The 22,206-nt window shown below is 46.8% G+C and carries 21 protein-coding genes; 19 read left to right on the forward strand and 2 right to left on the reverse strand.

Features of this window, described 5'->3' with window-relative positions:
* Nucleotides 1-263: 263 nt before the first annotated feature.
* The 7 genes from NO352_RS00400 (at nt 264) to NO352_RS00430 (ending at nt 7,108) form a co-directional block, all read left to right on the forward strand.
* Nucleotides 264-1,295: a BMP family lipoprotein gene (locus NO352_RS00400; protein WP_163976923.1), complete on the forward strand. Its 1,032-nt coding sequence runs from the start codon at nt 264-266 to the stop codon at nt 1,293-1,295.
* Nucleotides 1,296-1,389: 94 nt separating this feature from the next.
* The gene (locus NO352_RS00405) at nt 1,390-2,922 is read left to right on the forward strand and encodes an ABC transporter ATP-binding protein (RefSeq protein ID WP_268620112.1); all 1,533 of its coding nucleotides are present in this window, start codon (nt 1,390-1,392) and stop codon (nt 2,920-2,922) included.
* On the forward strand, nt 2,919-3,992 hold the full coding sequence (locus tag NO352_RS00410) for an ABC transporter permease (protein ID WP_005543021.1): 1,074 nt from the start codon (nt 2,919-2,921) through the stop codon (nt 3,990-3,992). The genes NO352_RS00405 and NO352_RS00410 overlap by 4 nt, the downstream gene beginning before the upstream one ends.
* A 3-nt stretch (nt 3,993-3,995) precedes the next feature.
* Nucleotides 3,996-4,949, forward strand: a complete 954-nt coding sequence (locus NO352_RS00415) for an ABC transporter permease (RefSeq protein WP_005543020.1) — start codon at nt 3,996-3,998, stop codon at nt 4,947-4,949.
* A 102-nt stretch (nt 4,950-5,051) separates the two neighbouring features.
* Nucleotides 5,052-5,786, forward strand: coding sequence for a DUF7832 domain-containing protein (locus NO352_RS00420; RefSeq protein ID WP_289354686.1), 735 nt, complete (start codon nt 5,052-5,054; stop codon nt 5,784-5,786).
* A 421-nt stretch (nt 5,787-6,207) separates the two neighbouring features.
* Nucleotides 6,208-6,624, forward strand: a complete 417-nt coding sequence (locus NO352_RS00425) for an SDR family NAD(P)-dependent oxidoreductase (protein WP_289354687.1) — start codon at nt 6,208-6,210, stop codon at nt 6,622-6,624.
* Nucleotides 6,617-7,108, forward strand: coding sequence for an SDR family NAD(P)-dependent oxidoreductase (locus NO352_RS00430; RefSeq protein ID WP_289354688.1), 492 nt, complete (start codon nt 6,617-6,619; stop codon nt 7,106-7,108). The genes NO352_RS00425 and NO352_RS00430 overlap by 8 nt, the downstream gene beginning before the upstream one ends.
* Before the next feature lie 85 nt (nt 7,109-7,193).
* Here the strand turns inward: NO352_RS00430 and NO352_RS00435 are convergent, their stop codons facing one another.
* Nucleotides 7,194-7,667 carry a GNAT family N-acetyltransferase gene (locus NO352_RS00435; protein WP_289354689.1) on the reverse strand — a complete coding sequence of 158 codons (474 nt, stop codon included), beginning with the start codon at nt 7,665-7,667 and terminating at the stop codon, nt 7,194-7,196.
* A 205-nt stretch (nt 7,668-7,872) separates the two neighbouring features.
* Between NO352_RS00435 and NO352_RS00440 the strand changes: the two genes are divergently transcribed.
* The 3 genes from NO352_RS00440 (at nt 7,873) to NO352_RS00450 (ending at nt 11,968) form a co-directional block, all read left to right on the forward strand.
* Nucleotides 7,873-9,432 (forward strand): limonene hydroxylase, encoded by a 1,560-nt coding sequence (locus NO352_RS00440; RefSeq protein ID WP_289354690.1) that lies wholly within the window; start codon nt 7,873-7,875, stop codon nt 9,430-9,432.
* Nucleotides 9,433-9,474: 42 nt separating this feature from the next.
* Nucleotides 9,475-10,701, forward strand: coding sequence for an RtcB family protein (locus tag NO352_RS00445; protein WP_289354691.1), 1,227 nt, complete (start codon nt 9,475-9,477; stop codon nt 10,699-10,701).
* Between the two features lie 139 nt (nt 10,702-10,840).
* On the forward strand, nt 10,841-11,968 hold the full coding sequence (locus NO352_RS00450) for a beta-ketoacyl-ACP synthase III (protein WP_289354692.1): 1,128 nt from the start codon (nt 10,841-10,843) through the stop codon (nt 11,966-11,968).
* A gap of 128 nt (nt 11,969-12,096) precedes the next feature.
* On the opposite strand, the gene NO352_RS00455 is transcribed toward NO352_RS00450, so the two are convergent.
* Nucleotides 12,097-12,621, reverse strand: a complete 525-nt coding sequence (locus NO352_RS00455; RefSeq protein WP_005543012.1) for a hypothetical protein — start codon at nt 12,619-12,621, stop codon at nt 12,097-12,099.
* A gap of 320 nt (nt 12,622-12,941) precedes the next feature.
* On the opposite strand from NO352_RS00455, the gene NO352_RS00460 reads away from it, so the two are divergent.
* From NO352_RS00460 to NO352_RS00500, 9 genes are all read left to right on the forward strand, one after another.
* On the forward strand, nt 12,942-13,895 hold the full coding sequence (locus NO352_RS00460) for a nucleoside hydrolase (RefSeq protein ID WP_040735151.1): 954 nt from the start codon (nt 12,942-12,944) through the stop codon (nt 13,893-13,895).
* Nucleotides 13,895-14,851 carry a nucleoside hydrolase gene (locus NO352_RS00465; RefSeq protein ID WP_289354693.1) on the forward strand — a complete coding sequence of 319 codons (957 nt, stop codon included), beginning with the start codon at nt 13,895-13,897 and terminating at the stop codon, nt 14,849-14,851. The genes NO352_RS00460 and NO352_RS00465 overlap by 1 nt, the downstream gene beginning before the upstream one ends.
* 102 nt (nt 14,852-14,953) lie before the next feature.
* Nucleotides 14,954-16,168: a NupC/NupG family nucleoside CNT transporter gene (locus NO352_RS00470; RefSeq protein WP_005543006.1), complete on the forward strand. Its 1,215-nt coding sequence runs from the start codon at nt 14,954-14,956 to the stop codon at nt 16,166-16,168.
* Between the two features lie 218 nt (nt 16,169-16,386).
* The gene (locus tag NO352_RS00475) at nt 16,387-17,730 is read left to right on the forward strand and encodes an Nramp family divalent metal transporter (protein ID WP_005543004.1); all 1,344 of its coding nucleotides are present in this window, start codon (nt 16,387-16,389) and stop codon (nt 17,728-17,730) included.
* Between the two features lie 270 nt (nt 17,731-18,000).
* Nucleotides 18,001-18,423 carry a hypothetical protein gene (locus tag NO352_RS00480; protein ID WP_289354694.1) on the forward strand — a complete coding sequence of 141 codons (423 nt, stop codon included), beginning with the start codon at nt 18,001-18,003 and terminating at the stop codon, nt 18,421-18,423.
* 33 nt (nt 18,424-18,456) lie between these two features.
* Entirely contained in the window at nt 18,457-18,984 is a 528-nt protein-coding gene (locus NO352_RS00485; protein WP_163976958.1) for a DUF4241 domain-containing protein, read from the forward strand.
* A gap of 175 nt (nt 18,985-19,159) precedes the next feature.
* Nucleotides 19,160-20,008 carry an AhlS family quorum-quenching N-acyl homoserine lactonase gene (gene ahlS / locus NO352_RS00490; protein WP_289354695.1) on the forward strand — a complete coding sequence of 283 codons (849 nt, stop codon included), beginning with the start codon at nt 19,160-19,162 and terminating at the stop codon, nt 20,006-20,008.
* 430 nt (nt 20,009-20,438) lie between these two features.
* Nucleotides 20,439-21,665 carry a copper amine oxidase N-terminal domain-containing protein gene (locus NO352_RS00495; protein ID WP_289354696.1) on the forward strand — a complete coding sequence of 409 codons (1,227 nt, stop codon included), beginning with the start codon at nt 20,439-20,441 and terminating at the stop codon, nt 21,663-21,665.
* 278 nt (nt 21,666-21,943) lie between these two features.
* Nucleotides 21,944-22,120, forward strand: a complete 177-nt coding sequence (locus tag NO352_RS00500; RefSeq protein ID WP_268620101.1) for a DUF3934 family protein — start codon at nt 21,944-21,946, stop codon at nt 22,118-22,120.
* The last annotated feature ends 86 nt before the right edge of the window (nt 22,121-22,206 follow it).

Consider the following 22,206-nt stretch of genomic DNA (forward strand, 5'->3'; position numbering starts at 1 on the left):
TGCAAGCTATCGCTTTTCTGTGAAGTAGATTACAAAAAAACAGTGCAGCGCTTAACTGAAGTTCTTCTAAGCTCCAACTATAATCGAGATGTCCCCAGCTTTCGAACACCGCTAGTGTTGGTTCGGGGGATTTAATGTAAGCGGATTCACCATCCGCTTTCCGTCCGAGGCTGCAGTACAAGTCATATATGTGATTTACCGTCTTAAGACGTGAATCTAAGGAAGAAAATTAGTTTACAAAAATATATCGGAGGGTCTTACAGATGAAGAAAAAGATGAATCTTTTGCTTGTATTCGTATTGATGGTTTCCATGGTGTTAACCGCATGCGGCGGGAAAAATGAATCCAAAAACGGGGCTGGAGCAGCAGGAGAATCTGGCGACAAAAAATTGAAAATCGGTATGGTTACCGACTTGGGCAGCGTAAATGACAAATCCTTTAACCAGAATGCTTGGGAAGGTCTACAAAAGCTGAAAGCTGATTTTGGCTATGATGTAAAATACGCGGAACCAAAACAAGACTCTGATGTCATTCCTAGCTTGAACCAATTCGTAAAAGGCGGTTATGACCTCACATGGGCGACAGCTTATACATTGGATAGTGCCATCACACAAATTGCCAAAGAAAACCCGGAAGCAAAGCTTGGCATCATTGATTCTTCCATTGTTGTGCCGAACGTTGCGGCTGTATCCTTCAAAGAGCAAGAAGGGGCCTACTTAGTTGGGGTAATCGCTGGATTGATGACCAAATCGAATAAAATCGGTTTTGTCGGCGGAATGGAAATTCCTCCAATTCAACGCTTTGCAGCCGGTTTCCGTGAAGGGATCAAGGCTGTAAATCCAAAAGCACAATTGATTGTGAACTATACAGGGCAATTTACGCGCGTTGATATGGGTAAATCCGCAGCTGCGACCATGTACAATGACGGGGCAGATATCATTTTCCATGCTTCTGGATTGACAGGCAACGGTGTATTCAACGAGGCCAAAGAGCGCGTTTCCAAAGGGCAAAAAGTATGGGTTATCGGGGTTGATAAAGATCAATCCTTAACGTTCGGCGATGAAGTAACATTGACGTCCATGATCAAAAAAGTTGATATCGCTGTCTATGAAATTACGAAGCAATTGGCAGAAGGCAATTTCCCTGGCGGTAAAGTAACGAACATGGGTCTAAAAGAAAACGGTGTAGACATTGCGTCAACATCCTCCAAAAATGTCCCTGCAGATGTATTGGCGAAAGTAGAAGAGTACCGCAAAAAAATTGTTGACGGTGAAATCGTCGTACCAGAAAAGTAGAGAACTAGAACCAATTAGAACCGATTGGAACCAAAAAGCTCCCCTCGCTTAATCAGCGGGGGGTTGTTTCTGGAGGAGGAAGGAGAGACGTTTCATGGTGGATACTGAAACGGTATTGGAGCTAAAGGGAATCACAAAGCGTTTTGGTGAAGTCGTCGCGAATGAAGATATTAGCTTTGCTTTGAAAAAGGGCGAAATTCATGCATTACTTGGTGAGAATGGTGCCGGAAAATCGACATTAATGAATATCGTATTCGGATTGTATCAACCAACAGAAGGTTCTATCTGGGTCAATGGACAAGAAGTGATCATGGATACCCCGAACCGGGCGATTGAGCTGGGGATCGGGATGGTGCATCAACATTTTAAGCTCGTACAGCCTTTTACCGTAACCGAAAATATTATTCTCGGCATGGAACCGAAATCCGGTCTGAGAACCGATTTGAAAAGTGCTTCAGCTAAAATACGGCAATTATCGGAGCAGTATGGCCTCAATGTGGATCCTTCTGCAAAGATTGAGAATATTTCAGTAGGAATGCAGCAGCGGGTGGAAATCTTGAAAACGCTGTACCGTGGCGCGGATATCGTTATCCTGGACGAGCCTACAGCTGTGCTGACACCTCAAGAGATTACGGATTTGCTTGCCATTATGAAACGCCTTGCGAGTGAAGGAAAGTCCATTATTATTATTACGCACAAGCTGAAGGAGATCATGGAGGTTGCGGATACTTGCACCATTATTCGCCGGGGCCGCGTGATCGACTCTGTCGTTGTCAAGGATTCCAGTCCTCAGGAACTGGCTGAGAAGATGGTGGGCCGTGAAGTGCGGTTCAAGACGGAGAAGGCGGAAGCCAATCCGATGCAGCCAGTTCTGAACGTAAACAACCTAAAGGTTCGAGGGGATAATGGGCAGCTTGCGGTGGACAGTCTCTCCTTCCAGGTTCGCGCGGGTGAAATTGTCGGCATCGCGGGAGTTGACGGGAATGGCCAAACCGAGTTAATCGAAGCGTTAACAGGAATGCGGCGTGTTGAGTCGGGCGAGATTCATTTGGATGGTGTCGATGTCTTGAACAAGACACCGCGCGAGGTTGGCCAAGCTGGAATGTCGCATATTCCGCAGGATCGCCATAAGCATGGTCTGGTGTTGGACTTTACGGTGCCGGAAAATGCAATCTTGCAGACCTACTATAAGCCTGAATTGACGAAAGGCGGTCTAATGGACCATAAGGCAGCTTTAACGCTCGCCGAGAAATACGTGAAATCATTCGATATTCGCATTCCCGGATATGATGTGCCGGTACGCGCGATGTCCGGAGGAAATCAGCAGAAATTGATTATTGCTCGCGAAATCGATCGGCATCCTAAGCTGCTGATTGCTGCACAACCGACACGCGGGTTGGATGTCGGGGCGATTGAGTTTGTGCATAAGGAGCTCATTGCAGAACGAGACAATGGCAAAGGCATACTTCTCGTATCCTTCGAATTGGAAGAAATTATGAATGTGGCTGATCGGATTATCGTGCTCTTCAATGGTCAAATCGTAGGTGAAGCTTATCCGGAAGAGACGAATGATCAAGAGCTTGGATTGATGATGGCAGGCAGACGACAAGGAGGCGACTCGAATTGAACACGGTGAAAAAGCTTCTGCGTCAAGAATCGATTTGGATTCCGGTCATCTCGATTGTCATCGGGATTGTCATCGGCGCGATTGTCATGTTGGTTGGCGGATATGATCCATTGCTTGCCTACTCTTCGTTGATCGATAAAATTTTCGGAAGTGTCTATGATATCGGTGAGACCCTGCGTTCCATTGTACCATTGATTCTATCAGGTCTCGCGGTTGCGATTGCCTTCCGTGGCGGAATGTTCAATATCGGCGTTGAAGGGCAGATCGTGATGGGCGCTCTCGGGGCCCTGATGGTCGGAAATCTGCTGGAATTGCCGCCAATCATCCATGGGATCGTAGCGATACTCGTTGGAACCTTGTTCGGCGGGGTATGGGGGTCATTAGTTGCCATATTCAAAGTAAAACGAGGATTGAATGAGGTAATCTCGTGCATCATGCTGAACTGGATTGCCTTGTATCTTAGTCATATTACGATCAAATCGTACATGGCGGAAGCAGGCACGTCCCGCTCGCAAATGATTCATGAATCTGCGGACATCCAGATTCAGTGGTTATCGGATCTGCTCAGCGGCGCTCGCATTCACTGGGGATTCTTCATCGTCATCTTCATTCTTATCGGTTATTACTACTATATGAATCGCACACAGCAGGGCTATGAGCTTCGTGCAGTAGGACACAATAAGCATGCTGCGGAGTATGCAGGGATGAAAGTGTCAAGAATTGCGATTCGCACATTCTTTATCTCCGGCGCGCTTGGCGGTTTGATTGGTACTTTCGAAGTACTCGGTGTATTCAAATACATGGCGATTGCACCGAATACGTCAGGGATCGGGTTCGATGGGATCGCGGTAGCCCTGCTCGGCATGAACACAGCAGTCGGGGTAACCTTATCTGCCGCCTTAATCGGCGGATTGTATTACGGTGCTCAAGGGATGAGCTTCGGTGCTGATGTGCCTCCAGAAGTTATTAAGATGGTTATCAGTATCATCATCTTCTTCGCGGCAGCTCCGGGAGCCATCCGCATGTTCATCAAGATGTTCAAACGCAAATCGAAGCGAGAGGAGGGGTAAACCATGGATATTCTAGCGAATTTATTGAATGGAACATTCGTGTTTGCCACGGCATTGATCTTTGCCGCACTCGGCGGGGTGATCGTCGAACGAACCGGTGTCATTAACCTGGGACTAGAAGGGTTTATGGTATCGGGAGCCTTTGCTGCTGCGATTACGACGCATTATGCGGAGAATGCGGGGCTTGGCGGTGCATCGCCTTGGTTAGGCCTCCTCGGTGCAATGATTTTCACTTTGATTTTCTCTGGCATTCATGCAATCGCTTCGATAAAATTTAAAGCAAATCAAGTAATCAGCGGTATTGTCGTCAACTTGCTGGCGGCAAGCTCCACATTCTTCATGGTAAAGCTCTTGTTCGAAGGATCTGCGGAGACGCCGATTATCGATCACGTGTTTTTTAAATGGTCGATTCCATTTTTGAGTGACATTCCATTCCTCGGAAATGCATTCTTTACGGCATATCCTACGACCTATATCGCTTATATTTGCGTATTTGTAGTATGGTTCGTCATGTATAAGACGCCGCTTGGTTTGCGGATGCGTGCGGTTGGAGAACACCCAGGGGCTGCTGATACGGCAGGCGTGAAGGTTAATCGCCTTCGTACGCTGTCCATTCTGGTTGGGGGATCGATCGCTTCCTTAGGTGGCGCTACGGTGGCTTTAACAGCGAACAGCAGCTTCGCGCAAAACACGATTTCCGGTCAAGGCTTTATTGCACTTGCTGCGGTAATCTTCGGGAAATGGAACCCGGTAGGTGCGTTTGGCGCGGCGATTTTCTTCGGATTTGCGCAAGCGCTCAAGGATCAGGTTGTTATTTATGATTGGGCTAAAAGTATCCCGACCGAAGTCTTCTACATGCTTCCATATCTGTTAACCCTGCTGGTGCTGCTTTTTGCAGTTGGACGTACAAGCGGGCCAAGCGCACTTGGGGAAACATACGATCCTGGGAAAAGGTAAGACTTAGAGACCTTACTACAATATGAATGAAATCAGTTGCGTTTGAGCTGGACGAAACCGACTCCTTTTTAATAAAAGGAGCCGGTTTTTTCATTTGCGCTGTTGTTTGCATCTCTTACACTAGAGATCGTATTAACCAATCAGCGCAAAACGTTTACCGATTATCGGCATTTGATGATTACGGAGGCTGCGGAGGTATGTATTCTCAATATCATTAAAGGGCGGTTATATCCCGATAAGAAGACGGCGAATCCAACATACGAGCCATATTCTACGAAGCAGGAAGCTATCGATCGGATGAAGGAGTTGGCCGATGAACTGACTAATAAAGGTTACATGGAAGCCGCCCCTAGAGATGTCCTGTTTCAAATTCCAGAGAAAGAAATCTACATATTCGATAAAGCCAAATGGCTTGATGAAGGCGAGTTTCCGCAGAAACTAAGTACCGCTCAAGCCTACATCCCGACGGGCATGTTCGTTGCGTGGCTGATCAAGAATGATCTGGTGAGCAGGTACAGTCGCAAAGAGGATGCTTGGGATATTGAGCTTGTCAAACGAGATGAAATGACAGGCGCTGAATTCTACCGTCAAAACTGGGGCGGCGTATTGAGCTCGAAAGAGTTGTCAGATGAAGCGGACGCATTTGCCCGCGAATACCTCAACATTCAAAACGATATCTATACAGCAGTGGATTTTACAAATATTTTGGCGGACGGCTTGCCGACGATCTATCATGTGGAAGATACGATCAACAACTATCTGATGATTGAGCCGACGATTTCAAAGCGTTATAAAGCGTGGAAAGCTAGTAAACATTCAGCATTTGCTGGTAAATAAAACTTCAACGATAGCTGCCCTAGCAAACGAACATGAAGACTATGATCAAGATAAAGGCAATTTTGATGTCATTAAATTTTGGTTGAAATTACTGGGCGGCATTGTTACAGTATTGGTATCTAACAGGAACGGAGGGTTATGTGTGATAGATTGTTCCCGATAAGCCAACTATGCCATTTGCATTCATTGGTTCTTTGTTTCTCTGCCTGTCAGCAGAGTAATCGGGATAAGTCTGTCCATATGCCGTCTAGTTCATGTCTTGGAAAGTGTCGTAAGGATCTGCCTACGTTATTTGATCGAGGGCTTCTTTGGCGCTGTTCTGTTCGAACATGGACTCATACAGGGATATTCCTATCCGATTATGGTTGGCACAGGCAGAGCATTTGTCTGTGTTTTTTTATTTTGGATAGGAGGGTTTCCTATGACAACGCAAGAGCTGTTTAAGTCTGGAGAACGAAATATGAAGAAGAGACGCGTGTGGTTGATTACGGGCGCCAGCAAGGGGCTTGGATATGCATTTGCCAATGCCGCGCTAGAGGCAGGGGATCAGGTTGTAGCCGTCGCCAGAACCGTCGGGAAGTTAGAAACACTGAAAGAACAATACCAAGATACGCTGTTATTTTTACGGCTTGATATCCGGGAGCGGGAATCTGTATTTGCAACCGTAAAGGCGGCGATTGAGCATTTCGGGCGTCTTGATATTGTCGTGAATAACGCAGGCACAATGACGTTAGGCATGGTCGAGGAACTGAGCGAGGACGACGCAAGAGATCTCATGGAAACGAATTTTTTCGGGGCTCTATGGGTTTCTCAGGCGGTATTTCCCTTACTTGCGTGAGCAGCGGGCAGGACATTTGATTCAAATCTCCAGCATAGGAGGAGTAATCTCAGGGCCGATGACAGGCATGTATAGTGCAAGCAAATTCGCGTTAGAAGGGTTAAGCGAAGCGTTAGCACAAGAAGCAGCCCATTTTGGAGTGAAGCTGACACTCGTAGAGCCGGGCGGGTACTGGACGGATTTGTATGCAACTATGCGCTATAGCCAGCCATTAGAGGCCTACGATTCCTTGCGCGAGGAACTGGCCAAGCAGTATGCGGAAGGTTCGATAGATAGCGATCCTGCATTGGCCGCCGAAGCGCTTATGAAGCTGGTGGATAGCGAGAACCCGCCTTTGCGGCTTATTTTGGGCAGCGCAATTTTTGATATAGCCAGAAACACTTATAAGGAGCGCATTGCGACTTGGGAGGCGTGGGAATCGGTGAGCAGAGCGGCTGAACAGGGGATTCCGGCACCGCCGAGGTATGGGACTTCGGAGGAGTAAGAAGTAAGCGTACAAGATGCCAAAAGTAGGCGACCGTTTCTCGCTATTTTGCCGGGAAACGGCTGCTTCTTTTATCCGAAGTCTTCTACTTGATAGAGGTAACAAATAGCACTCTGCTTCCGCCTCTTCCGTCATAGTTCGTATGTACGGGAATCCCATTTACCTCGCTGTCGCCTTCTTCGATCCGGAAGCCTATTCGGCTATGGAAAGCGATCGAAGTCGCATTAACCGGCGAAGTCACACAGCGGACGGTGTCGCAATCGTATTGCCGTACGGTTTCGAAGAACGTTTTGTACAGCCTTTTCGCGATCCCGGACTTTCGATAATTCGGGTGAACACCGATAAAATGGATATACGCCTCGTTCGGATTGGTTTGCGACACGAACCCAATTAAGAAGGCGATCATTTCCCCGTCTTGTTCTGCAATAAAGCTCGTTTGTTGAAAATGGACAAAAAACAATTTCGGCAGCATATCAGACATATTTCTGCCGCCCCACCAATCGTTAAGAACAGAAATCACGCTTGTATAATCGGACGTTCTCACAGCACGAATGTTCATGCCTAGTCACCTCACTTACGCGATAATAGATAAATTTTACCACGAATTGAGAAAGAGAACTTTGTAAACTTTGCGTTGGTCGCAGGTTTGGATCGTATAAAAAAACAGGAGTATAGATGTTTCGTAATACTTTTACCATGTTCATTGTATTGAAAATAAGCGAGGATAGAGGCAGAAGAAAGTATCGGGGAAGGGGAGCAGCACGATGATTATTTCTTTTGACCAAGCGGCGCCTTGGAAGGGGAGAACTTCCATTTATGCATACATACGAGATCAAGGAGAATTAATAGACGGCTCTTTGCCGGATGATGAAGAATTCTGGGCCGACAGTAAGATCCGGTGGGTAGCAGGCGGCCTAGACGGAGTATGCAGTCACCATGGTGCGGGCAGTGATCGAAAGGGAGAGGTGGATGAGATCGTCCAGCTCTTGGGGCAGCAATCGAGGAAGCCGAAGCATGCCACGCGGAAGGCGTTGTACATGAAGCTCGTTACGGCTGAAATAAGCAGCATGATTGATAATATATTGGAGCAGGTACGCATTTATCCCGGCATACGACCGGAACCTGTATTTCAGGAAGCGGTATGGTTTGCGGAGCATGGGGCACATCGCAATGTCGTCAAGTTCGGTATCGCGCTGCTTGGCCTGTTCCATAATGAACATGTTAAGGAACTGCTTCTAACCCTTGGCAAACATGATGAGTTCACACTGTACACGGCAGTTGCGATTCAGAATGGGGTGGAAAACAGCAATGAGGTGCTGTTTGCATTAGCCAAGCAGGTTCATGGTTGGGGGAAGATCCATCTTGTGGAGAGATTGGAGCCATCGACTCAGGAAATTCGAGATTGGCTGCTGCGGCATGGTTGTCAGAACCATGTTATGAATGAATATTTGGCTTGCATCTGTGCGAGAAATGGAGGCTTGCAGGAGGCGCTTTCTGCTGGGCAGGTAGATCGCGAACTGTTTGATGGAGCGACCGATATAATCGAGGCCTTGTTAAATGGAGGCCCGGCAGAAGATATTGATGATTATGAGCATGCGCCGCAAGTGCTGGCCAATTATGTAAGAGCGGCACACGAGATGTGCTTCACGGTCAAGCACCTGTCAGTCATGTTCAAGCTGCAAGACTTTTTGACCCAGGATGAGGAAAGATGGAGTGAGCGGATGGCCGCAGGGTGGACGGAGCAGCTTCGGATCAATACGTTGGAAGCAGTTCAAGCGGTTATCGCTCAGCCGAGATGGAATCGTATCGTAATGGATGTGATTGAATCCGGTGATACAGCGAATCACTATTATGGCATTGCAAGTGCAGAGAAGATTGGGATAGATATATGGGAAATTCTTTATCAGCAGCTTGCGGAGGATCCGCTTCAGAATTCCCATTACCTGCAGCTCATGAAATCAGAAGACTCGGGCAGAATTCAGAAGCTAGTTCAGTTTGCGGAGGAGCACCTGCCGCTGCAGCATATCGCGACGGGCCCTGGTGATGAGATGGGGCTTGGGAAAGCGTATATTGCACATCAATGTCTGGATAGCATTTTGCAAAGTTTAGATCGATTTAATGGAATCGGAGAAAGACTCATTACTGTCGGCTTGCACAGTCCTGTCGTTCGCAATCGGAATATGGCGCTGCGGGCATTGGAGGGCTGGGACGCTGCTTTGTGGAGCGAGCAGCTCATTGGGGCGGTCATTCATTTGTCGGAAATAGAGACTGAAGAAGCGGTAAAAGAACGAATTCTGGCGCTGCGAGAAGCAAAAGGCATTTGAATATCGAATAGAAATTATACGTTACTGGAGTTGAAGAAGGATATGGCTTATCAACAAATAGACGGCGTACGAGTCTGGGGCAGCCCAGAGGAGAGTGCTGTCGCTCAAGCGAAAATGTGCGCTAAGACTGGCAATGTAGTTCAGGCCCTGTTGATGGCGGATCATCATAAGGGGTACAGTCAGCCGATTGGCGGGGTTGTGGTCTATGACGGGCAAATCTCGCCTTCCGGCGTCGGGTATGACATTGCCTGCGGGAATAAAGCAGTTCGTACTCTTTTGTCAGCAGATGATATCAAGCCCAGATTATCGAAAATCATGGACGAAATTGCTCGCAAAATCTCCTTCGGGATGGGGAGAGTCAATAATGAGAAAGTGGATCACGATCTCTTCGATGATCCGGATTGGAGCGTCTATCAAGCGATTGGCAAGCAGGAGCATGACAAGCTGAAAGCACTGGCTCGCAATCAGCTAGGTACTGTCGGAAGCGGCAACCATTTTGTAGACTTGTTCGAGGAGGTAGGGACAGGACGTCTGTGGGTCGCGAATCATTTTGGGAGCAGAGGATTTGGGCATAAGACGGCGAGCGGATTCATGAATCTGGCTGTCGGGCGGGAGTTCCTAGCCAGTGCTTCAGGAGAGAAGATGGATCAGCCGCCCATCCTACTTGATCTGAGCAGCGAGGTTGGAGATATGTATTATCGTGCCATGAAGCTGGCCGGGCGGTATGCCTATGCGGGACGTGATTACGTCATTGAGCAAGTGCTGGCGATTCTGGGTACTGACGCCGATCTTGAGGTGCACAATCACCATAACTACGCTTGGAAAGAAACGCATAACGGCAAGGAAGTCGTAGTTGTCCGCAAAGGGGCGACTCCTTCCGCACCGGGGCAGGTCGGATTTATCGGCGGCAGTATGGGCGACATATCGGTAATTGTAAAAGGCAAGGATAGTGCAGAGAATCGGGAAGCCTATTACAGCACCGTTCATGGGGCGGGACGGATCATGAGCCGAACGCAAGCGGCAGGCAAAATGAATTGGAAAACCCGTACTCGAAGCGGCGGCAAGATTACGACAGAGCAAATGATGGAGGCCGTGCGCACATTCGGCGTTGAGCTGCGCGGAGCGGGTACGGACGAGAGTCCGTTTGTGTATCGGAAGCTGCAGGAGGTATTGGATGCACATGCAGAAACGATCGAGGTGATGCACACATTAAAGCCGATCGGAGTATGTATGGCCGGAGCGGACGAGTTCGATCCGTATAAGGATTGATAGAATAGACATCAACATAGAAAAGGAAAAAGAGCGCTCGGATATAGGTATCTGGGCGTTATTTTTATATCCAATACTTTACAATTTAATTAAATTCTATGATAATGAAGAAATATGTCATATTTTGTGGAGGTGCTTTATGAATCACGTCTATATTACGAGTATAGGTAAGTTTCTTCCTGGCTCTCCGGTTAGTAATGATGAAATTGAAGATTATCTTGGTAAAATTAGTGGGAAGACTTCAAAGACCAAGCGGATCATCCTTGAAAAGAATCAGATAAAATATCGCTACTATGCAATGAATAAAGAGCAAAAGAGCTTATATACGAACGCAGAAATGGCTGCGCTAGCTATACGAAATGCATTAGAACGTAATGGAAAGATAGAAGAGAAGGATATTGGCTTCCTGGCGACAGGGTCGACGAGAGCCGATTTGCTTCTTCCTGGCTTTGCGAGCATGGTGCATGCTGAGGCGGGCTTGCCAGTAATGGAGATATCCTCGCACAACGGCTTATGTGCAAGCGGAATGCAGGCGTTTAAGTACGCCTATTTGCAAATTAAATCGGGGGAGCATGAGGCGGCAATTGCTTGTGCTAGTGAGTTCCTGAGCCGTGAGTTTAAGCATACGAAGTTTGAGGCGCAGTCTGTACATAGCAATGGACGTGTGCCGTTCGACACGGACTTTTTGCGGTTTATGCTGTCGGATGGTGCAGGCGCGGCGATAATGCAGGACAAACCCTCCGCAAAGGGGTTATCGCTGCGCATTGAATGGGTCGATAACAAGTCATATGCAAATGAGTATGACGTGTGCATGTATTCGGGCATGGACAAGGAGAGTGGAATTTCTTCGTGGCTGGATTATGCATCTATTCATGAAGCGGCGGATCAAGGTGCGCTGAATCTAAAGCAGGATGTCAGACTGGTTAACGAAATCACGAAGGTGGGCGTTCGTCGATTTTTGGAGCTGGTGCAGGAAGGCCGGATTGAACCGGAGACCATCGATTGGATGGTTTGCCACTACTCATCGCATTTTTTCAGAGATGAGATATTCCGGTTGTTGGAGCAGGGCGGGGTCATCATTCCAGAGGAAAAGTGGTTCACGAACTTATACACAAAGGGAAATACAGCCTCGGCTTCGATTTTCATTATGCTGGAGGAACTCATGTATGAAGGGCATCTCGCCGAAGGGCAGCAGGTGCTGTGCATCGTTCCCGAAAGCGGTCGATTCCAAACTTCGATTATGCTGTTAACAGTTGTAGGTTCTTGAGGCATCGCACAGGAAGACATGCAAATGGTCTCATATCATTTGAAAATAACTTTGAAAATAACGTATAAAACGCAGGCAGAGAGGTAGTCATGAATCTCTCTGCCTTTTTACATTTGTAGACCAGACACTCAAATCTGTATGGAAAGCTTCATCATCACCCATACAATCAAGATCACCAGGCAGATCCCTAGGGGGATGGAAGAGAGCGTCATGCCCACGACTGCTATGCCGCTGCCTCGCGAAGATCGTTTGCCGCTGATTCCTAATATAAATCCGATTAGGTTCAAAATAAAAGAAGTTATCATAACCTGCTTCTGTTCGGAAGAGAACAACGTATTAAACTTGAGTGCTGTGCTCAAATTACTCAATATGTATAGAAAAGTCAGAATACCAAGTGAGCCAAATAGAAGGGAAGCGACAGCTTGTCCCTGTCTATTTACGGCAGTCTTCGGAGCAGGAGGCGTTTGACTAGCGACAGGCTTGCTAGCCGATGTCTCCTTCGGTCGTGTATTTTTCACTTGACTACCTGCTGTCCGTTGATTTGAAGCAGGAGCAGGGCGATTTGGCTTGGGCTGTTCCCGACGATTGCGAGGGGATACAGCTGAGTTGTTCGTTGAATGCACCCTTGTTCTTGGGGTTGTGCGCTGCTGCACGATAGGTTCTCCTTTCTAACAAAGAGAAATGAATATAAAATAAGTATATACTACTTATTCGGCATAATAAGGAAGAAACTTTGGCAAGACCACACGATTAACCATTTCTAATATGTATTTCTCTCTCATAATTCATTTCAAATCAAATAATTTTTATTCAAACTATATATTTTTTAGCGAAAATTTAGTATGATCGATAACGGAATCCGAATGATGAGTTTAAAATGTATTTATTTGTTCGGTTTTACAGCACTTTGTATAAACACAACACAGAATACATTTCCTTCATAAGAAGTGTTGATGTATGGAATGGAGACAAGATGAAGAAAAAGATTTATTTTAACCACGATGGCGGCGTTGATGATTTGATTTCTTTGTTTTTGTTATTGCAAATGGACAACGTTGAGTTGACAGGTGTATCGGTCATTCCAGCGGATTGTTATTTAGAACCGGCTATGTTCGCAAGCCGCAAAATCATTGATCGCTTCGGTACAGGCGGGCTGGATGTAGCTGCATCCAATTCGCGCGGGAAAAATCCTTTCCCGAAAGACTGGCGCATGCATGCATTCTATGTGGATGCACTGCCGCTCTTGAATGAATCTGGCAAGGTCGTAACTCCAGTTGCGGACAAGCCGGCACATGAACATATTATAGATACGCTGCGTGCAACGGAAGGCAAGACGACCCTGTTGTTCACGGGTCCGCTTACTGACCTTGCTCGCGCTTTAGATATGGATCCAACAATTGAAGAAAAAGTAGAACGCCTCGTATGGATGGGCGGTACATTCCGCGAAGCGGGCAACGTGCATGAGCCTGAGCATGACGGAACGGCAGAATGGAACGTATTCTGGGATCCGGATGCTGCTGCTCGCGTATGGGAGAGCGGAATCGAGATTGACTTGGTTGCACTCGAAAGCACGAACCAAGTGCCGCTTACGCTGGACGTTCGTGAACGCTGGGCTGCTGAGCGCAAGCATATCGGGGTTGATTTCCTCGGCCAATGCTACGCTATGGTGCCGCCGCTCGTTCATTTTTCCACGAACTCGACGTACTATCTGTGGGATGTATTAACGACTGCATTCGTTGGCAAGAGCGAGCTTGTGAAGGTGCAAACGGTGAACAGCAAAGTCATTACCGAAGGTGCCAGCCAAGGACGTACGGTAGAAACGGCTGACGGTCGTCCGGTACAGGTCGTATACGACGTAGACCGCGATGCATTCTTCGATTACATGACAGACCTGGCGAAAAAGGCAACAGAGAAGAGGGAATCATAATGTCAGAGAAAAAGCGCGTCATTATTGATACCGATACAGCCGGAGACGATACAATCGCCATATTGACAGCCCTTCATTATTTTCAAGTGGAAGGCGTTATGATTACAGGCGGTAATGTTCAGTTCGATCAGCAGGTGGAAAACGCACTCTATACGATTCAGGTCGCAGGACATAGCGGCAAGGTTCCGGTATACAAAGGGTATGAAGGTCCGATTATGGGACTTGGCCACAAGGAGCATCGTACTGTAGAGGATGTGCACGGCAAGGATGGAATGGGCGATTCCTTTTTCGAAAAGGCGATCCAATCTCCCGAAACCGGACATGCGGTTGATTTCCTAATCGAAACGGTACACCAAAATCCAGGAGAAATTCATCTGCTGGCGATTGCACCGCTGACGAATATTGCGATGGCCATCAAAAAGGATCCGACGATTGTACCGTTAATTCCGCATTTGTACATTATGGGCGGCACGAACAATGCACTCGGCAACATAACACCGACGGCAGAGTACAACTTCTACGTTGACCCGGAAGCCGCTAAGATTGTGCTTCACTCTGGCATTCCAATTACGATGGTTGGCTGGGAAATGTGCACGCAATATTCCATCATGGACGACAGCGACCATGCGGAAATTGAGCAGCTTGGATCGAAGGGCGCAGAGTTCTTCAAGGATGTCAACAAGGTTGTAATGCGCTTCAACAAAAGGGTTCACCGTCTAAATGGCACCACGCATCCAGACACCCTGCTGGCAGCAGTTGCAGCGGATGAGTCGATTATGACGAAGTCTCATCTGTATCATGTTGATGTAGAAACCGTTGGCGAGCTGACAAGAGGCTATAGCTTGGTCGATATCAACAATCGCTTGGAACGCACGCGCAATGTTCGCGTCTGTGAAGCGATCAATCGTGATGCATTTAAGGGAATGCTAGTAGATGTATTAAAATCCATTAACTAACATAATATAATCTAATTCACGGCCAATGAAATTGAAGTGGTCTATCTGACCCTTTCGCTATGACAATCTTGGTCACAGACTCGATGAAGAAAGGATCTGTATATGCAATACATTTGGGGGCTTCTAGGAATTTTAGGTATTTTCGTTATAGCACTGGCGTTATCTAAAAATCGCAAGTCGATTAATCCAAGAACGGTCATTGGCGCATTCGCGATTCAATTCATTTTTGCCTTAATCGTTCTGAAGTGGGAATTCGGCAAGACGATGCTGAACTACTTGTCCAAAGTTGTTCAGAGCATCATTGATTCTACGAATGCAGGGATTCAATTCTTGTTCGGCGGGATACTGGGTGCAGAGAAAGCTGGCTTTACGTTCGCGCTGCAAGTGCTGCCAATCATTATTTTCTTCTGTTCGTTAATCGCGGTTCTGTATTACCTCGGCATCATGCAGTGGGCAACGAAAATTATCGGCGGATTTCTGGCAAAGGTGCTCAAAACGAGCGAAACAGAATCGATGTCGGCGGCAGCGAATATTTTCCTTGGCCCAACCGAAGCGCCGCTTGTTGTTAAGCCTTATATCGAGAAAATGACCAAGTCAGAGCTGTTCGCAATCATGGTCGGCGGACTGGCGTGCGTCTCCGGCTCCGTACTGGGCGGATATGCGATGCTTGGCGTGCCGATCGAGTACTTGCTTGCAGCAGCATTCATGGGCGCACCGGGCGGCTTGCTGATGGCCAAAATCATGATGCCGGAAACCGATCATCATCTTCGAGTGGAACGGGTTCAGATCGTGAAGGATACAGAGTCCCGTAACGTTATCGACGCAGCGGCTCGCGGGGCCGCGGACGGTCTTAAGATCGCTGCCGGCGTAGGAGCCATGCTGCTGGCGTTCATCTCGCTTATTTTCTTAGTAAACATGATTATCGGCTGGGTTGGCGGCGTGTTCGGGATTGAAGCGCTGACGCTGGAGCAAATTCTTGGCTACCTGTTCGCACCGGTTGCCTTCTTGATCGGCGTTCCATGGAGCGAGGCGCTGCAAGCGGGTTCCTTCATCGGGCAAAAGTTCGTTTTGAACGAATTCGTCGCGTACACTTCGTTCGCGCCTGAAATTGTAAATCTGTCTCCGAAGAGCGTAGTCATCATCAGCTTTGCACTGTGCGGCTTTGCCAATCTGGCAGCTATTGCGCTGCTCATAGGGGGACTGGGCGGCATTGCCCCTTCCCGCAGACAGGATCTCGCTGAGCTGGGCTTCCGCGCGATTATTGCTGCAACACTGGCGAATCTGATGAGTGCCGCGATTGCGGGGATGCTCGTATAGATTGAGAATAGGTTAGAAAAATAGGTAATGATATTCAAGGTAATAAGAATAATAAAGAGGCGGTCGTTTCCCAAGAGCGAAAGGGGGGAGGTCGCCTCTTTCCTTTTAAAAGTAGGGGAAAGCCTGTCTAGCACTTGATCTTTTCAGAAAAAGGTATAAAATAATTGAAAGTTGATGTAGTGAAACTTTGTTGTGCATGGAAAAAAGGTGGGTTGATTATGGGATCAGGAAAATTCTTGCACAAAACTCAAAATGGTTCAAGTTTAGAGGAGATTAATAACACAGTACCTATACCGAGCAACGCGGGTTTCTGGCGAAAGCTGTGGGCATATTCAGGGCCAGGGGCGCTTGTTGCAGTTGGATACATGGATCCTGGCAACTGGGTTACCTCCATTGCAGGCGGATCGCAGTTTGGTTATTTGCTATTGTCGGTTATTCTTATTTCTAGTCTAATTGCGATGCTGCTGCAGAGCATGTCTGCGAAACTAGGGATTGTGACCGGAATGGATCTGGCGCAAGTGACCCGATTGAAAACGGGGAAAAAATGGGGCTTTGCCCTATGGATTATTACCGAATTTGCCATAATGGCTACAGATATAGCTGAGGTTATCGGCAGTGCGGTTGCGCTTAATTTATTGTTTAATATTCCTCTACTCGTCGGAGTATTCATTACCGTACTTGATGTATTTTTACTATTGATTTTGGCGCGGTTTGGATTTCGGAAAATTGAAGCCATCGTCGTTACGTTGATTGCAACGATTCTTGTTGTTTTCCTATATGAAGTGATTATTGCGCAACCTAATGTGGCTCACATGCTTGGCGGGTTTATTCCAAGGTCGGAGATTGTATTTAATGAAGGAGCTTTGTTCATCGCTCTAGGAATTGTCGGCGCTACGGTAATGCCGCACAACTTATATTTGCATTCATCGATTGTGCAGGCGCGTCAATATGATCGTGGAAATCGCAAATCGCTTAAAGAAGCGATCAAATTTGCCACTATCGATTCTAATATTCAGTTAACCGTTGCGTTTGTGGTAAATTGCTTACTGCTTATTTTGGGTGCTTCCTTGTTCTTTGGCTACAGTGGTTCTTTGGAGACACTTGGGCAATTATACCGCGCACTGAATGACAGCTCGATTGTAGGTGCGATTGCCAGTCCGGTATTGAGTGTATTATTTGCAGTTGCCTTGCTTGCATCGGGCCAAAATTCAACGATAACTGGAACGCTATCCGGGCAAATCATCATGGAAGGCTTTATCCGCATGAAAATGCCGATGTGGGCTAGACGGATGATTACTCGCGGAGTGGCTATTATTCCGGTCATTGTATGCATCCTGGTGTTCGGGAGTACGGAATCTGTTGTCGAGAAATTATTGATATATTCACAAGTGTTTTTAAGTGTTGCGTTGCCATTTTCCATCATTCCTTTAACGATATTTACGAGTGATGAGAAATTAATGGGTGAATTTAAAAACAAATTATGGGTTGTGATTCTAGCCTGGATTACTTCCATTGTCTTAACTGTTCTGAATATCTGGCTCATTATTACGACGTTCCAATAGTATTTCAGAAAAGGATAGCTGCAAGCCTCTGAACCCGAGTGGTGGACACGTTAAAAGGTGCCTCACTCGGGTTCGCTGCATTTTCTCCTTGGATATAATCTTTAAATGTCTATCATGGAAAATATTTGATGGAAAGAATACGGTCTTTTGTTTAAAGTTAAAAATATCCACGACATAGGAGTATAGGAGCAGTGTACAGATTTAGATTTCTTCTAAGTATGTATACGACTTTATTCCTACATCGTTATAGGTTCGAGAGGAGTTAATAGCGTGCAGCCAACTACTAGAACGATAACAAGCAATAGAGCGAGAAAGCCTGTCGCGACGACACAATCGAGGTCTTCCAGCAGCCAGATGAGAACGGGTAATCAGACAGGCAAGATAATAGGTTCTAGCAGCAACACGAATAACCTGATAAATGAGCATCATGATGCAGTCAGGTGTGAGAAATGTGGTTCAGTACAAATTGTAGGCGGGCAAAGAGGATTTAGTGCGGGGCTTGCCTTTTTAGGCGGTGTTTTTTTTACGTTGCTAGGTACATTGCTTGGTCAAGCGATTGGCGGCCCTACAATTACAATGTTTTTTATGCTATTTGGTTTGATATTGGGGTTTTCAGGAAATAGCGAGCTGATTAATTCATGTATGAGATGTGGTCATAAGTGGAGACCAAGATTGCGGAAAAAGAAGAAATAAGTATGGAAAGTAACAACGAAGGGAGTGTTTGCTATATTCATTTCATTAGGTCAATTTGAAGTTACCACTGGGAAACTGGTTGTATCCGATCCATGCTACGACTTGAATGAAAATACAATCATTATGGGCGTGCTGGACAATGCGTTGAATGGGACATGGGACGCCTATGTAAGCAAGACGGAGGTTCAAGATTGGGGAGAAGCCTGCGCCAAGCTTATTGCCTGCCATAGCTCGGTTGCCGATAAGTTGGAAGCCATAGAATGGGTGAAAGGGAATTTCATTGTAGGCGTGGATAGCGGACAGGCTGGAATCTTTGATGTGAGCAAGTATCGAATTCCGGATGCCGATGCAGAAGGTAATGAGTCCGACAATGCGGACAGTGACTGGTATTTCGCCTGCTGCGACATTACAGAAAGCAATGAAGATGCTGGTGTGCTGGATGGCGGCGTCGTTTCTCGTACCGGATTTGGAGATGGAGCCTATGCAGCGTACTATGCCGTCAACGGGCAAAATCAGATCATGGGAGTTAAGATTATTTTCATTAAGGACACAGAGTTATAAAAACGGAACGAGAGCAACTGCTTAAAAGGATTCCGTAAATGTCTGCTGAAAAAGTGTAAAGGCAGCTAACAAAGAGCAAGTGCAATGACATTCCGAGGATGTGGAGCGTCATTATGCTTGCTCTTTTGTCATATCTTCATCTAGTAACCATGCTGTTCAATGGGAGGAAATGAAGATGACGAATGTGATGAAGGCACGTCCGAAGCTGTATGTGATGGACAATGGCCGCATGTGCATGGATAAGAACTGGCTGATTGCCATGCATAATCCGGCAACGGTTCTGAATCCGAATGCAGCGACCGAATTTGTGGAATTTCCCGTCTATACGGTGTTGATTGATCATCCAGAAGGCAAGATTTTGTTCGATACGGCCTGTAACCCGAACGGAATGGGCAAGGAGGGACGATGGTCCGAAACGGTACAGCTTCTTTTTCCATGGGCAGCGGGTGAGGAATGCTATCTGCATAATCGACTGGAGCAGTTGAACGTATCTCCGAAGGATATCAAGTATGTCGTGGCCTCTCATTTGCACTTGGATCATGCGGGATGTCTGGAACTGTTCATGAACGCAACCATTATCGTTCACGAGGACGAACTGAACGGCGCTTTGCAATCTTATGCCCGCAACGAAAAAGAAGGAGGCTACATTTGGGCAGACATTGATGCCTGGATCAAAAATAACTTGCAGTGGAAAACGATAAAGCGGACAGAGGATCAATTGGAGCTGGCTGAAGGCATTACGCTGCTGAACTTCGGAAGCGGGCATGCTTGGGGCATGCTGGGATTGCATGTCGTTATGCCAGAAACGGGCGGAATTATTCTCGCTTCTGATACCATTTATACGGCTGATAGCTTCGGTCCGCCGGTGAGACCGCCAGGCAATCTGTATGACTCGCTTGGCTACCGGAATACGGTCGAGCGAATCCGTACGCTTGCGGAGCGAACGAAGTCTCAGGTATGGTTTGGGCATGATGCCAATCAGTTTAAGGGGTTTCGCAAGTCAACAGAAGGATATTACGAATAAGACGGTACTCCATTCTGATGACAACGGACACGATCCTCTCCGGTATAGGAACAAGGAGTTCATCCAATGATGAACTCCTTGCTTCTTGTGAAATGACAGCCTTGCTCCTCGTTCGTCAAACACGGAATCGGGGTTCCAAGCAACCTCCCAATAGTTGTTCTCCGGGTCAGCAGAGTAATTCGTTCTTCCGCCTTAGAAGGCATCGCTGGGCTCGCGGAAAATTCGCGCACCTGCTAGTCTGATTTGCTCAACGGACCCCTAGCAAGGTAATGGATGCTGCCCTCATTGTATCTCAAGCACAAATTCAACTTCAATCCTAGGACTTAAGGTGATGTGTCTCCCATAGAAATGGGTCTTGTTACCAAATATCTCACACTTTATAATCTCTTTGTATGTATGAACAAAAAAGGGAAATCCGAGGTAGCGCGATATGAAAAGATTGCTTTGGTGCATGTTAGCTATATGTATAAGTGTTGGCTGCTATATTCCTAACGTCTATGCTTCCCAGGTACAAGTCGAGGTGGATGGGAGGGGAGTGACCTTCCCGGACGAGCTGCCATATGTGGACGCTGCTACCAACCTTACGATGGTTCCTGCCAAATTTGTGTCCGAAAAGCTTGGCGCAACTGTAAAGTGGAACAGAGCGTTGAACCAGATCGTATTTTCCTATAAGAAGGATACGATTGCATTGGGGATTGGGGATAATAATGCCATAGTAAACGGGAAGAATGTAACATTCGGTGGAGGCGCTCTAGTTAAAAATGGGCGAACGATGGTTCCCCTGCGCTTCATTAGCGAGGCCTTTCGTGCTCAAGTGGAATGGCAGCCGAAGCAGAGTCAGGTCAGCATCATGACTGCTGTCAGCAATGTTCCGAAGGGAACCTGGATATGGGATAGCCAAATGATTGTAAAGGAAGCCGATCAGGTCTTCAGCTTTGCCAAAGAACACAATGTGACGGCGCTTTACTTGCAAATCGATACCGATATGGCTCCGGCGAAATATGAAAGCTTTATACGCAGCGCTAAGGCTCATGGCATTCAAGTCGAGGCATTAGGCGGACGGCCTGAATGGGCGTATAAAGAGAAGCGGAATGAAATTGCAAAGTTTATTACATGGGTTACAACCTACAATTCCTCTGTTGGCGCGGAAGCAAGCTTTGCAGGACTGCATTTTGATATCGAACCCTATCGGCTGAGCGGATGGAAGACGAACAATAGAGCAATAGTGACAAGCTGGATGGATAACTTGAGATGGATCGAAAAAGAAACTAAAGGAAGCGGGATCAACATTACGCTGGACGTTCCATATTGGCTGAATACGATCAAGGTACCGGGAACGGATTACAGTATGAGCGCATGGCTGCTGGAGAAGTTTGATCGCCTCGTTATCATGGATTACCGCAATTATGCGTTAGGGAAAAGCGGAATTATAGAAAACGCACAGGCCATAATGAGAGAAGCCTCTACACTGAAGAAGCAAGTCGTTGTGGCTGTAGAGACGGCAGAAAGTTCGGAAGGCCCGCACACATCCTTCTATTCCATGGGCAATGAAGCAATGGAAAAGGAACTTCAAGCCGCTCATAACAAATTGACGCGCTATATGAGCTATGCCAGCTTTGCCATTCACGATTACGACAGTTGGCAGGAAATGAAATAACATTTGGATTTTTACCGTAACTTCACATCTCGTTTCCCTAGCTTGACTTCATTGTATTGAAGTAAGGGAGTTACTGTCCAAGCTCATTCAAAATTCCCCTTTCCTAGCTAAACAGGTTATGATCTTGTACGCTTTCCAGATATTATGGAGAGGGTAGGCCTTTGATTCTAGTGCTTAGCTTTGATATAGTAAGCTCTTAGCCGCAGATTAAGGATGTTGCGGATTGAATCCAACCAAGGATCGGGAACTCTATATACAAACAATCATGGAGTGATTATATGAGCAAAGCTAAAGGCAAAGGCGGAACAGGCAGAGGAACGGACAAAAAAGGTTGGAATAGATGGCAAGCTAGTGCAAAGAGAGCGAAAAGCAAACCTTATACAAGCAAAGGTACTAAAAAAGCGAATAACGCAAAGTCGGATGGCGCAAAGAGCAACAGCAATCATAAAGGATAAAGGCGTGAAATCCGAAATATAAGTTGGCCAGAAGGATACGTAACATTTTCCAAAGTAGGATCACAGTATAAAATAAAGAAACGAAA

This window comes from Paenibacillus sp. S-12 (assembly GCF_030363895.1).
Lineage (GTDB): Bacteria > Bacillota > Bacilli > Paenibacillales > Paenibacillaceae > Paenibacillus_B > Paenibacillus_B alvei.

Excerpts from the sequence above, each read along its gene's own strand:
- NO352_RS00400 (WP_163976923.1), top strand. The coding sequence starts at position 264 with ATGAAGAAAAAGATGAATCTTTTGCTTGTATTCGTATTGATGGTTTCC.
- NO352_RS00405 (WP_268620112.1), top strand. The coding sequence starts at position 1,390 with ATGGTGGATACTGAAACGGTATTGGAGCTAAAGGGAATCACAAAGCGT.
- NO352_RS00415 (WP_005543020.1), top strand. The coding sequence starts at position 3,996 with ATGGATATTCTAGCGAATTTATTGAATGGAACATTCGTGTTTGCCACG.
- NO352_RS00425 (WP_289354687.1), top strand. The coding sequence starts at position 6,208 with ATGACAACGCAAGAGCTGTTTAAGTCTGGAGAACGAAATATGAAGAAG.
- NO352_RS00435 (WP_289354689.1), bottom strand. The coding sequence starts at position 7,667 with ATGAACATTCGTGCTGTGAGAACGTCCGATTATACAAGCGTGATTTCT.
- NO352_RS00440 (WP_289354690.1), top strand. The coding sequence starts at position 7,873 with ATGATTATTTCTTTTGACCAAGCGGCGCCTTGGAAGGGGAGAACTTCC.
- NO352_RS00445 (WP_289354691.1), top strand. The coding sequence starts at position 9,475 with ATGGCTTATCAACAAATAGACGGCGTACGAGTCTGGGGCAGCCCAGAG.
- NO352_RS00450 (WP_289354692.1), top strand. The coding sequence starts at position 10,841 with ATGAATCACGTCTATATTACGAGTATAGGTAAGTTTCTTCCTGGCTCT.
- NO352_RS00460 (WP_040735151.1), top strand. The coding sequence starts at position 12,942 with ATGAAGAAAAAGATTTATTTTAACCACGATGGCGGCGTTGATGATTTG.
- NO352_RS00465 (WP_289354693.1), top strand. The coding sequence starts at position 13,895 with ATGTCAGAGAAAAAGCGCGTCATTATTGATACCGATACAGCCGGAGAC.
- NO352_RS00470 (WP_005543006.1), top strand. The coding sequence starts at position 14,954 with ATGCAATACATTTGGGGGCTTCTAGGAATTTTAGGTATTTTCGTTATA.
- NO352_RS00475 (WP_005543004.1), top strand. The coding sequence starts at position 16,387 with ATGGGATCAGGAAAATTCTTGCACAAAACTCAAAATGGTTCAAGTTTA.
- ahlS (WP_289354695.1), top strand. The coding sequence starts at position 19,160 with ATGACGAATGTGATGAAGGCACGTCCGAAGCTGTATGTGATGGACAAT.
- NO352_RS00495 (WP_289354696.1), top strand. The coding sequence starts at position 20,439 with ATGAAAAGATTGCTTTGGTGCATGTTAGCTATATGTATAAGTGTTGGC.
- NO352_RS00500 (WP_268620101.1), top strand. The coding sequence starts at position 21,944 with ATGAGCAAAGCTAAAGGCAAAGGCGGAACAGGCAGAGGAACGGACAAA.